General features: G+C 58.2%; 12 protein-coding genes, 1 tRNA gene and 1 pseudogene. 10 read left to right on the top strand and 4 right to left on the bottom strand.

Annotation, left to right across the window (positions count from 1 at the left end):
• Window positions 1-125 precede the first annotated feature (125 nt).
• The 4 genes from WA928_RS06670 to WA928_RS06685 all read left to right on the top strand — a co-directional run bounded on the left by WA928_RS06670 (window position 126) and on the right by WA928_RS06685 (window position 4557).
• A tRNA-Arg gene (locus WA928_RS06670) sits at window positions 126-202 on the top strand.
• A 290-nt stretch (window positions 203-492) separates the two neighbouring features.
• Window positions 493-1026: a YcnI family protein gene (locus WA928_RS06675; RefSeq protein ID WP_424301255.1), complete on the top strand. Its 534-nt coding sequence runs from the start codon at window positions 493-495 to the stop codon at window positions 1024-1026.
• On the top strand, window positions 1026-2882 hold the full coding sequence (locus tag WA928_RS06680; RefSeq protein ID WP_424301258.1) for a copper resistance CopC/CopD family protein: 1857 nt from the start codon (window positions 1026-1028) through the stop codon (window positions 2880-2882). Before WA928_RS06675 ends, WA928_RS06680 begins: the two co-directional genes overlap by 1 nt.
• A 43-nt stretch (window positions 2883-2925) precedes the next feature.
• Complete coding sequence (locus WA928_RS06685) at window positions 2926-4557, top strand: phospholipase D family protein (protein ID WP_424301261.1); 1632 nt, start codon at window positions 2926-2928, stop codon at window positions 4555-4557.
• A gap of 60 nt (window positions 4558-4617) precedes the next feature.
• Here WA928_RS06685 and WA928_RS06690 read toward each other — a convergent pair whose 3' ends face one another.
• Window positions 4618-4845 (bottom strand): hypothetical protein, encoded by a 228-nt coding sequence (locus WA928_RS06690; protein ID WP_417276651.1) that lies wholly within the window; start codon window positions 4843-4845, stop codon window positions 4618-4620.
• A 167-nt stretch (window positions 4846-5012) separates the two neighbouring features.
• Between WA928_RS06690 and WA928_RS06695 the strand changes: the two genes are divergently transcribed.
• Window positions 5013-5975, top strand: coding sequence for a TAXI family TRAP transporter solute-binding subunit (locus WA928_RS06695; protein ID WP_424301265.1), 963 nt, complete (start codon window positions 5013-5015; stop codon window positions 5973-5975).
• Between the two features lie 4 nt (window positions 5976-5979).
• Window positions 5980-7830 (top strand): TRAP transporter permease, encoded by a 1851-nt coding sequence (locus tag WA928_RS06700; protein ID WP_424301268.1) that lies wholly within the window; start codon window positions 5980-5982, stop codon window positions 7828-7830.
• 83 nt (window positions 7831-7913) lie between these two features.
• On the opposite strand, the gene WA928_RS06705 is transcribed toward WA928_RS06700, so the two are convergent.
• From WA928_RS06705 to WA928_RS06715, 3 genes are all read right to left on the bottom strand, one after another.
• Complete coding sequence (locus WA928_RS06705; protein WP_424301271.1) at window positions 7914-8285, bottom strand: helix-turn-helix domain-containing protein; 372 nt, start codon at window positions 8283-8285, stop codon at window positions 7914-7916.
• A 3-nt stretch (window positions 8286-8288) separates the two neighbouring features.
• Window positions 8289-8591, bottom strand: a complete 303-nt coding sequence (locus WA928_RS06710; RefSeq protein WP_424301274.1) for a type II toxin-antitoxin system HigB family toxin — start codon at window positions 8589-8591, stop codon at window positions 8289-8291.
• Between the two features lie 307 nt (window positions 8592-8898).
• The gene (locus tag WA928_RS06715; protein WP_424301277.1) at window positions 8899-9132 is read right to left on the bottom strand and encodes a DUF5397 family protein; all 234 of its coding nucleotides are present in this window, start codon (window positions 9130-9132) and stop codon (window positions 8899-8901) included.
• 225 nt (window positions 9133-9357) lie between these two features.
• Between WA928_RS06715 and WA928_RS06720 the strand changes: the two genes are divergently transcribed.
• The 4 genes and pseudogenes from WA928_RS06720 to WA928_RS06735 form a co-directional block, all read left to right on the top strand.
• Window positions 9358-10035: a hypothetical protein gene (locus WA928_RS06720; RefSeq protein WP_424301280.1), complete on the top strand. Its 678-nt coding sequence runs from the start codon at window positions 9358-9360 to the stop codon at window positions 10033-10035.
• Window positions 9959-11269: a hypothetical protein gene (locus tag WA928_RS06725; RefSeq protein WP_424301283.1), complete on the top strand. Its 1311-nt coding sequence runs from the start codon at window positions 9959-9961 to the stop codon at window positions 11267-11269. The genes WA928_RS06720 and WA928_RS06725 overlap by 77 nt, the downstream gene beginning before the upstream one ends.
• Before the next feature lie 17 nt (window positions 11270-11286).
• Window positions 11287-11565, top strand: a pseudogene (locus WA928_RS06730) (IS256 family transposase); the annotation flags it as partial.
• A gap of 278 nt (window positions 11566-11843) precedes the next feature.
• Window positions 11844-11952 (top strand): hypothetical protein (locus WA928_RS06735; RefSeq protein WP_424301286.1); only part of this gene is annotated, 109 nt, incomplete at its 3' end.

Here is an 11952-nt window from a genome sequence, read left to right on the forward strand (position 1 = left end):
TCGTGGTATTATCTTGCCCTTTCCGGGGTCTTGGGTACGTGCCTGGCAACAGACAAATCTCCGATTTCGGTAAACAGGCCAGATATGACAGTGTAAAAAAAACATGTTATATTTACGCCTCTTTAGCAGCTGTAGCTCAGTTGGATAGAGTACTTGGCTACGAACCAAGGGGTCGTGGGTTCGAATCCTGCCAGCCGCGCCAAGAATTATCCTGTTCTCCAAAACAGGCAAAAAACCGCCTCGGGTTAAACACCCCAGGCGGTTTTTCTTTGGCAGTTTCAACCAAGCAAACCATTGCGGCTGGCAAAGCAGCAAAAGCCCCTCAGGGACAGCGTACAAACAGTTGCGTTCATCAGGCGTATCCAGTGTCTGGCAAAAGCCCTGCCTGACCAGGGTAGAATGATAATCACTTTTAATTAACAACACCGGCAAATGCGCTGTGGGCGCAGCATGCGGATATCCCGACATCGGCCGGCCAACTCATTGCTACTGATGACACACAAACTGAAACTTCTTGGCGGCCTGGCTTTGCTTTTGGGCGCGCTGCCGCTGGCGCAGGCTCACGTCCACTTGCAAACTTCCACAGCCACTATCGGCAGCAGCTACAAGGCAATCCTTGAGGTCGGCCATGGTTGCGATGGCTCGGACACCACCCGGATCCGGGTGCAGATCCCTGAAGGCGTAGTGGCAGTCAAGCCGCAGCTCAAGGCTGGTTGGCAGATCGAAACCAAGGACGGCACTTATGCCCAGCCTGAAACCCTGCATGGAGCGAAGATCGATCACGGGGTACGTGAGATCTCCTGGACGGGCCTGCTGCCAGAAGCGTTTTACGATGAATTTTCCTTTGTAGGCACAATCGCGTCCTCTTTGAAGCCCGGTCAAACGCTGTATTTCCCGGTGGTGCAAGAGTGCAAGAAAGGCGTGTCACGCTGGATCGACACCACGGGCAAAGCGGGTGTCAGCAACCCGGCGCCCAGCGTCAAACTTGAAAAAGCCCAGGGGCATCACGGCGCTCACTCGCACTGATGATTTTTACGCGCCTTGTACTGGCCTGCCTGCTGATCTGGTCTTCAGGCGCCTGGGGGCATGCGGCCCTGATATCCAGCACACCAGCAGCCGGCACAGTGCTGGCCCAAGCACCGGCCACGCTGACACTGCAATTTAGCGAACCCGTTGGTGTAACGGTGTTGCGCCTGATCAACCCGGCCGGGCGGGCACAGGACATCCACACCAGTGGCGCGCACGACGCCACCGTGCAGATCGATGTGGCCGGGCAGCAGGCACCCGGCACCTATCTGCTGAGCTGGCGGGTAGTCTCTGCCGATGGTCACCCCATTGGCGGCACGCTGGATTATCAGGTGGGCCCGGCAAGTGGCGCCGGCATCATCGGCGGAATCAGCGCTGCAGGCGCGGTTGACTCGGCCGGTGGTTCAGACGGCGGTGCAGGCCATCCAAGCAGCAACGCGGGCAATGTCGCGAAGCTGCAAGCTTATTTCCAACAGTTGGCAGACCCTGGCGCCAGCCAGCGCGCAGCCCTGATATGGGCCAGCCGCTTTGTTTCGTATATCTGCCTGTTCTTGCTGTTGGGTGCCTGTGCATTCCGGGCGCTAAACCCGTACAGCCGCCACGCACCCGCGATGCAACCCGTCTTACAAGGCCGCCTATGGCGCATGGCTTTAGGTGTAGGCGTTTTGCTGCTGCCCTTGCAATGGGGCCTGCAGGGACTGGATTTGCTGGGTGCCCCATGGCAACAGATTGGGCTACCAGCGGTTTGGGTTCAAACCTGGTACAGCAGCTACGCCACCACGCTCATCTTGCTGGCGTTGGCCTTTGGCACCGCCGCCTGGGGGCTTTCCAGACCAATGCCGGTGCAAAATACCCGCGCCTCGATGCACGGCACCAACCCGCATGAATCCAGCCCGAAAAACCTTATATGGCAACAGCGTCTGGCCGGGATACTGGCGTTATTGCTGGCGGGTAGCGCCCTGGCCGTCAGCGGCCATGCAGGCACCGCACCGCCGCGCTGGCTTTCCCGGCCAACCGTGGTGCTACATGTCATCAGCGCGGTGGCCTGGATCGGCCTGCTGCTGCCGCTGGCACGTTGCCTATTGCCTACTACCCTTGCGCAACGCACTGCTAGCGATGTCGCCATCCCCGAACTCCGGCGGTTTTCTCGCGGCATCACCTGGGTGGTGGTGCTTCTGGTGCTAAGCGGCCTGTGTCTGGCCTGGCTGCAACTGCGCCAGCTGTCTGATCTTTGGCAAACCCTGTACGGCCAGGTGCTATCTGCCAAACTGATCCTGGTGGCGCTGCTGTTTTGCGTGGCCGCCTGGAACCGCTGGCGGCTGACCCAGGCGACCCAGGCAGGTGCGTTGCGGCCACGCGCCCAGCTGCGTCGAGCCATCCAGGTTGAACTGGTCCTGGCTGTATTGATTTTGGGCCTGGTGGCGCTGTGGCGCCTGACACCACCGCCCAGAAGCATGGCTACAGTACCCATGGCAGCTGATGTCCACACGCTGGCGCATCAAGCTGCACATCGACATGCCGCAACCCAGGTACCTGATTCAGCCCCCCCTCTCCCGCACAGGCCGGCCATCGTGCTGCATAATGCCGACATCACGGCAACCATCCAGCCTGGGCCCACCATGTGGCAATTAACGCTGCAGCACGCCGATGGCACCCCTTTTGTTACCCAGGCAGTCGAGGTGCAAATCAGCAACCCAGAGGCAGGCATCCAGCCTCTGCACCGGACAGCCCAGGCAGCGGACGCACCCGGGCATTGGCAATTTGCCCTGCCGCCCCTACCCGACACCGGGCATTGGCAAGTTGGCCTGGAGATTCTCGTAAACGATTTTCAACAGGTTTCGCTAAGCTCACACTAGGCACAGGCCGCCCATGGGCAACACAACGTCACGCTTTCGGGAGATGATGAAAACTGCCGGCCGCCGCTTGCTGCGTGGCAGCCAGCGGCTGCGCAAAGGGACGGGCTTGGCCCACCGAAAAGGCCCAGGCGTATCCGTATCGTCCGGCCCCTTTTCCGACACTATCCAGCAGAACCAGAATCTGCCGCCATCCGCCCACCTGGACACGCCCGACCAGAGCCCACCAAACCCAGACCTCCCCTGCGCAGACAAGGCCTCCCGCCTGTCGCAATCCGTCACCCCCCTGCACCAATCACACCCCAAAGAATCCGGCATCGTCGAGCTATCTGACGGCCGGGCAGCGTTTGCTGCGCGGGTGGCGTTGGCCGACGCCGCCGAGCACACACTGGATATCCAGTACTACATCTGGCACGCCGATATGACGGGCCTGCTGCTGTTTGACGCGATCCGCCGCGCAGCAGACCGCGGCGTGCAAGTGCGCCTGCTGCTGGACGACAACAACACCACCGGGCTGGATCCCTTGATTGCAGGATTGAATGCCCATCCCAATATCCAGATCAGGCTGTTTAACGCGTTTCGCATCCGCCGCTGGCGGGCCCTGGGGTACCTGACAGAATTTTCCCGGCTTAATCGCCGCATGCACAACAAATCGTTTACAGCCGACCAGCAGGTAACCCTGGTGGGCGGGCGCAATATTGGCGACGAATACTTCGAGGCCGGCCCCAACCAGTTGTTTATCGACCTGGATATCTTGGCCATTGGGCCAGTGGTGCAGGACGTGAGCGATGATTTTGAGCGCTACTGGACAAGCGACTCTGCCTGGCCGGCAGAACAAGTGGTGCTGCGGCCTCCATCAGCAGACCTTGCCACACTGACCGCCATCAAACCAGATACCGCCCACAGCCACCTGGCTGACAGCTACCTTGAGGCCATCACCCGGCAATCCTTTGTGCGCAACTTACTGGCTGGTACGCTACAGTTTGAATGGACGTCCGTGACGCTAGTCAGCGACCACCCCGCCAAGGGCCTGGACAAGGCCAATAAAGCCTCCCTGTTATGGCCACAACTGCAGCAGGTGCTGGACAACCCCACGCAAGAACTGGCACTGGTATCGCCTTACCTGGTGCCCGCCAAAGCAGGGGTCGATGCCTTTGTGGGCCTGGCCCAAAAAGGCGTGCGCATCACCCTGCTGACCAACTCGCTTGAGGCCACCGACGTGGTGGCCGTGCATGCCGGCTACGCCAAGCGGCGCAAGCCATTGCTGGCCGCAGGCATCCAGATTTTTGAGCTGAAACGCAGGGCCTCGGTGCCCAAGTTGCGCGATCGCGGCCTGGTGGGGCGATCGGGCTCCAGCCTGCACGCAAAGGTGTTTTCGGTGGATCAATCGCACGTGTTTGTGGGCTCTTTTAATTTTGACCCAAGATCCAGGCACTTGAACACCGAAATGGGTTTCTTGATTGCCAGCCCCCGGCTGGCCGCCCGAATCGCACACAACATCCAGAACCTGACCAGCACGCACGCCTATCAGGTGCAGGCCGGCAGCGGCCATACCCTGAAATGGCTGGAGGGCACCCCGCCCCGGCAAATCGAACACCACCAGGAGCCGGGCGCCACCGTGTGGCGGCGGCTGGCCACAAACCTTATCGCCCGTCTGCCGATTGAATGGCTGCTTTAAGCACTCAAGGCACTTATATACCTCTCGGCCATTAAATGGCTTTTAAGCACCCCAGCCAAATCACTTGCGCTTGAACCACCCGGCAAAGCCTCCCAGTGCCAATATGGCACCCACCACAATGCCGGCAATACCCAACCACTGCGGGATTGCTTTCTCCTGGCTGGCCTTCAAGGCCGTAGAACCAATCTTAAGAACGGTTTCCGTATCCTGGTAGCTGCCATTGCCAGCAACCACCCAGATACCTGCCACCAACAGCACCAGGCCGATCAAAATCAAGATTGGGCGCATTGCGTTACCCCTAATATTTGAACTTTCAAAATTTACCATGCACACATTCGTCCCGCAGCCAATGTGGTATATAAGCAGCTTGCCCAGCCCAAATCAAGCCCGGTGGCATTGCTGAAAATGCCGGGCTCGGGCCGTGCATTCATGGATACCAACACGGGAGACTCACGATGAACCGACTGAAACTGGCGGCCACCGGCCTGGCCATCTTTGGCTGCATTGGCCTGCTTAGCGCAAGCCATGCCGAAGAACGCGTTACCTACAAATCCGCCAAGACGGGCACCTCGTACTACCAAATGGGGGTAGAGCTGGCCAGCGCCATCAAACAGGGCACTGACGGGCAAACCATTTTGACGGTAGAAGAAAGCCAGGGCTCGGTACAAAACGTGATGGAAGCGGCCGTGCGCTCGGGCAATTACGTGTTTACCACCCCCCCTTCTCTGGTTAAAAGCGCCCAGGCAGGCACCGGCCCCTTTAAAAACCGGCCCAAAGAAAGCTTTGCAAAGATCCGCGCGCTGTTTCCCATCCCCTCGTTAACCATGCACTTTGTGGTGCACAGCGACAAACAGGTGGATACCTTTGACGACCTGGCCGGCAAGACCATCCTGCTGGGCAAAGGCACGTTTGGCGCCAACGAGGGTGCCAAATACCTGAAATTGTTTGGCCTGGACGGCAAAGTGAAAATTGCCTCGGCAGAACTGGGCAATGCTGCCGAAGCCCTGCAAAACGGCCAGATCGACGGCTTTGTGACGGCCGGATCATTCCCCGCCCCCAACCTGGTGCAAGCCGCGGCCAGCACGCAAGTGGCACTGGTGTCCATGACTGACGAGCAAATCGCCAAAACCGGGCGTGCCAAACAGATCATCCCCGCAGGCACCTATGCCGGCGTAGACAAAGACGTGGCCACCACCTTTTTGCCGGTGGACGCCTTTGCCACCACCGACATGAGCGACGACACCGCCTATCTGCTGACAAAAACCTTCTGGGCGCAAAAGGCTGCACTGAGCAAAACCGCCCCTTGGTGGAAAGCGGTAGAGCCCGAGATGATCATGAGTGCCGGCGTCAAACTGCACCCCGGTGCCATCCGCTACTACGAAGAGGCCGGTGTCACCATCCCCGAGGCCATGCGTTAACCCCATGAGCACCACCATCAGCACCATGGCAAGCACCGCCAGCACTTCTGCCAGCCCCGACAACCACCCGACACCTGCCGCAACCGACGCCCGCGCACCCTATGTATGGATTGCGCTGGGGTTGCTGTCTATGGTGTTTCACTTGGGGCTGATTTTCAGCGGCCTGGTGCCGGCTCTGGTGGCCCGTCCCTTGCACATGGCGCTGGCCCTGCCCTGGCTATTTTTATTTCCGGCGCATACCCGCAGCCAGCGAATCTCGGGCACGGTGCTGATGGTGATTGGGCTGGCCTGCTGCGCGTATATGGTGATCAACGCCGATGCGCTGGGCAACCAGTACGGGTTTTTAGAGAACCCCCTGCAAATGGCCATTGGCCTGGCCTTGCTGGCAGTTACTCTGGAGATGGCTCGCCGCGCTATCGGCTGGCCCCTGCCGATGGTGGCGCTGATCTGCCTGCTGTACGCTTTTTTTGGCGAACACATCCCTGGCCAGTTTGGCCACCCCACTGTACCCTTTGCCAGCACCCTGGGCACCCTCACCATCACCGAAGGGGGGGTGTGGGGCTCGCTGACGGGCGTATCGGTTAACGTGGTGGCCATTTTTGTGATCATGGGCGCCGTACTTAATGTGGGCGAAGCCGGCCAGGGCTTTCTTAATATTGCCATCGCCGCAGCCGGCCGCCTGCGAGGCGGTGCCGGCAAGGTGGCCGTGCTGGCCTCGGCCCTGTTTGGCTCGATCTCGGGCTCAGCCTCGGCCAATGCGGCATCCATCGGCTCTGTGACCATGCCCACCATGGTGCGCCTGGGCTACCCCAAGGCACTGGCCGGCGCCGTCGAGGCCGTGGCCTCATCGGGCGGGCAAATCATGCCGCCGCTGATGGGCGCAGGCGCCTTTGTGATGGTAGAGCTTACCGGCACCCCCTACACCCAGATCATGGGCGCGGCCCTGCTGCCCGCAATCCTGTACTTTCTGGCCGTCTGGATCGGTATCGATCTGTTTGCCCGCCGCTACGGCCTGCGGGCGTTGGATCAGGAAGACCATCCCCGTGGCCGGGACGTGCTGCTGACCATGATGTTCTTTTTGGTGCCCTTTGGCGTGCTGATGCAGCAGATGTTTATCGCCCGTGTCACCCCGCAATACGCTGCGTGCATCGCCATTTTGGTGGGCGCGGCACTGCTGTTTACCAATATCCGGTTCGAGTTCTCGCCACGCCTGTTTGCCCAGCGTCTGTCCCAGGCGGCCATCATCGCCGGCAAGCAGATCTCGATGATTGCCGCCATCATCATCTGTGCCTCGATCATCATCGGCGTGCTGGGCATGACCGGCTTGGGCATCAAGGTCACCTCCGTTATTCTGGCCGTGGCGCAATCCAGCCTGTGGCCCGCCCTGCTGCTTACCGCCCTGGCCTGCCTGCTGCTGGGTATGGAAGTACCCACCACCGCCGCCTACGTCATCTGCGTGGCCGTGGCCGGCCCGGCGCTGAGCAGCCTGGGCATCGATCTGCTGCTGGCCCACCTGTTTGTCTTCTGGTTTGCGCTGCTGTCCACCATCACGCCCCCCGTGTGCGGCACAGTGTTCATCACCGCCGGCATCGTGGGCGAAAACTGGCTGAAGGTAGCCGCCTCAGCCATGCGCCTGGGCATCGGCCTGTACATCATCCCCCTGGCGATGATTGCCAACCCGCAGGTGATTCAGCTGGCCAGCCACCCCATTCCCGCCCTGTTTGCCTTTGTGCGCATCGGCGTGGGGCTGTGGGGGCTGTCGTACGCGTTTATCTCGGGGCGCGGTGTGGGGATGCGCCTGCTGGCCGGGGCGATGGGGCTGGTGATGTGCTTTGGGTGGATGTGGGTGCGGTAGGGGGAGGTACTCTTGCAAATCTGGGAGTGCGGTGAGGGGTTACTTGGGGCCCCAGCCAAGCCACCTACCGACACATGCACTTATCATGCGTGCTCAGTTGGTTGAATCAGGTTCTCGGCAGGGATTCCAAGCCCCTTATGCAGCCGCCGAATCATCGGCAGTGTCAGGGGTCGTTTACGGTTGAGGATTTCATAGACACGGTTACGCTGGCCGATCATCGGCTCCAGGTCCTTTGCGGTTAGCCCGGCCTGTTCCATCCTGAATTTAATGGCCTCCACCGGGTCAGGCAGATCAATCTGGAAGAGCTTGGCCTCGTAGGCTTGCACGAGCGTAGTTAGAACATCCAGGCGATCTCCCTCGGGGGTTCCAAGGTCTGGGTCGCTCTCCATGAGGCGGGAGATTGTTTTTAACGAGGCCTTGTAGTCAGTCTCGGTACGGATAGGGCGAATATCCACGGTTCACTCCATTTCTACGGTTTCGGCATCAATCTTGTCGTACTCGGCGTGGGTGCCAATGAATTTGATGTAAACGATGCCAAGCTTGTATGCGATAGCGACGATCAGCCGATAGTCGTTGCCTTTAATGTTGAAAACGACACGCCGGTTTTTCAGTACGCTGGCGCTGCGATATTGGGCCTTAATATCGGCTGGCTGTGTCCACATTGCCTGAGTGGCTTCGTCGAACCAGGCCTTAAGGGGCTGCTCTGAGGATGGGTGAATTTCCAAAAATTGGCGCAGGGTGCTGACGGCGATCACTCTCATAAAGAAATATTAGTCCCATTTTGGGACTATCGCAAGATCACAGACACCATCGGTATTTGTCAACAAAGATATCCGTTTTCTTATGCCGCAAGCTTAGTCTTTTCAGGTAGTGTCTAATGCATCTTTCCCGGGTTCGGCCAGGCTCGACTGACAGTGGCGAACATGACACAGAATTTAGATTGGCTGCTTGGGGTCGACGCGTATTGACCCAGTGAAAACCTGCTCAGGGAGCTGCGTTTTCTTCAGAGTCGGTATCGGCTCGTGCCCCCCTTTGGGGTGATGCTGTACGGTATCGGCGACGACCAGATCAAATGCTACCGCGTACATCAGTGTGCCTCGGGGGCATCAAGGATGTGGGTGCGACGATATCCGCCTTTTCACCCATTTCCATCAAGACAATTTCAACCAGCCAATCGCCATCTTCCAATTGCTCGACAAGCTCACCGATTTCATATTTTGGGCCGAACGGCCCGAACGTCTTGATGATACTGACAGGTACTGGCAGCGGTGCAGTCACGGTTTGCAGCACCACGATCTCCATAAGTAGTTGCCTGATTACTCAGCCAAGTTGTAGTCCATTCAACATAATCTGGGCATCAACGCGCACGGGTTCTGCACTAACAACCTTCGCCGTGGTAGCGCTGGGCTAGTGGCCCGGCTATCAGTTGATTCTGCGTCATGTCGTTTATATGGACTAACGGGATGGCTCATCCGGGCTAGGGTAATATCATGTTACCTAACACATTCACGCAGGATCCCAAAAAGAATGAGCAAATCCGAGATTCAATGTGATCAGTCGATGCTCAAACGCTTGAGCAGTGTTTCAGCTGCGGATATAGACGGGCTCGTGGATATTCTGACGGACTTCGGCCGGGGCAGGACCAGCTTGGATGCCGATGTCAAGAAAACCTTGGTGATGGCGCGGCATAACCCCCGGCCGAATCGCTACGGCGAGCAGTACCTCAGGGTGATAGCCAACGAGTTGCAGCACTATGGGGGGCATTCTGTCGCCAATTTGGTACGCAATTTGCGTGACAAGCCGCCGCTGTCGTATGGGTCGATTGTGGATAATGTCCATGCCAAGCTGAATGGCAAGGACACGGAAGCCAAGAGTGTGGAAGCCAAAGAGTGCGAGATCGCCTTGGCACTCTATGGCCCACCGACTGACACACTGTCGCTAGAAGCACGATTAGAGCTTAGCACTACGACAAAGGTGTTAAGTGGCTTCTTCCATATTGAGGACTCCTCAAATATCAAGGAATTCGTCCTGAAAGGTGGCCTGCTTGCCGGCATCACCCCTTTGTTCACTTCTCCTAATTCATTGGCATCTCTGGGTAAATTGGGGCTGCGGATATCCTTGGGCTTTATTGGCCAGCTCTGCAGCATTCGTGGGCGACAGGCTCTCCGCCGAAGCGTACCGCGTCACGGTTCCGTTCGTCGCTGAGATGGGCTGGATAAGGCTGCAGACCGGCAGCCATGGTAAGAATGCCAATTCTGCATCGCCCGCGGGTGAACCCAAAACTCATGCTGCAGCAAAGGTGCCGGCGCCGACCTCGAACGAGGCCGACATTGTGTTGGCGGATGAACAGGGCGGTACTTTAATGAGTTTCAGCCGGTTTGATGAAGGCGTGCCCTCTGCCGCAAGGGCCAAGGTTCCCAAGCAGGTCATCAGCACGCTCAACCCTCTGTTGCAGAACCTTCCTCAGATCGCGTCGCTAGCCGAGCAGCAGCGAGGCAATTATGTGCTGTGCACGATTCCTTTTGAATCGCTGGTGAAGGCAACCAACGGCCCTGAAGGTGCTAGACGCGCGTTTGTGGTGGGTGCTAAAGGTGTGCAGGAGCAGGCACATATCCTTGCGCCTGAAACGCTACAAAGTGTAATGATCAGTGGGGTGGCATGGAATGCACTTTCTGCTGCCGTTGGCCAGAAGCATCTTCAGGACATCAATGAAAAGCTCAACGCCATACAGGAACAGTTGGATCAGTTGAGCGATAGCCTGAAGGATCTGCGGCGGGACAAGCTCGAAGGCATGATGGATTATGTCCAGGGCTTGCTGGATCACCATCAGGAAGAAGGAACGCCAGAACTAGCTTTGGTTCAGCTCGAAGGATATCTGGCTGAACTGAAGAGTCTTGATTCTTTCTTCAAGAAGGAAATGGCGAGAGAGATTCAAAACGCGGAAAACCTGCAGACCGGCAAACTGCTGGGGGGAAGCACGGTAAGAGGTCAGATTGAACACAGTGTCGCCAGCATGCGCCGCTGGTTGCAGGGTTATTTCCAGACAGCACAGCTTCACATTATCACGCTTTGGTTGCTGAACAATGGTGCCCCCTCGGCACGCTATCGGGCCGCAGCAGAAGCGGTGCTGAATCGCCTAGGCGAACTGGATGACACCATACTCGACAGTCGCAAAGTGTATTCGGCCCAGATGGCTATGGCATCTTCCGTGGCGACGCTGACTCAGGAACAGATCACTGCGTTCGATGCATCGTTGCAAACCCTGTCGCAAAACAACGATACCGGTCGACTCGACACCACTGCCTGGCATCAGCGCCTGTTTCAGCAGGAAGATGCCTTGATGTTATTGCGAGTAGAAGAAGGCAACATTCAGGAAGCGAGTTTTGTTGAGCAGCGGGTTGCTGTTGAGAGTGTCTGGAATTTTGCGGGCGAGGCATAACATGAGAGGAAACGATCATGGATATACCCGTGAAACACAAGAAACCGTCCATCGCGGCCCAGGCGGCCGCCCGCGAGACGCGGCTGCCCAAGCTGCCTGAGCACCTGCTCGACGGCCTGGTCGAAGGCCCGATGTCAGCCATGGAGGTCGAGGATCTGATCGATGCCTTTGGCAAAGCCATTATCGAGCGGGCCATGGGTGCCGAGATGAACGTGCCCTTGGGCTACCGGCCTGGCGAGGACAAGCCTGTTGATCAGGCCGACGAACGTAACGGCATAAGCGCCAAGACACTGCTGGCCAAGCCCCCCCGCTCCGTGCACACCTGAAAGGTGGCGATGAACCAGTTCGCCATCCTGTTCGGTGACCGATTTACCGAGGCCAGGGACTAAACGATGTCAAACCGCCCTGTCCACAAAAAAGCTGATACTCCCAGTTGCCACCTTGTAAAAAACTTTGCCATAACACCCTAAAGTCCTCGACGGACAATCCGTTAATGGAACAGAACAGGAGGTCACTTGGTTTGTCATCCTGGGCAACAAGGGCGGATCTCCGCCGAACAACTTAGGAGTCTCTCATGGCTGTTATCAACACCAACTACCTTGCTCTGGTCTCCCAGAACAACCTGAACAAATCCCAGGGTGCACTGGGCTCCGCCATCGAGCGCCTGTCCTCGGGCCTGCGCA

This window comes from Castellaniella sp. (assembly GCF_049651205.1).
In the GTDB taxonomy this organism is placed as follows: Bacteria; Pseudomonadota; Gammaproteobacteria; order Burkholderiales; family Burkholderiaceae_B; genus Castellaniella.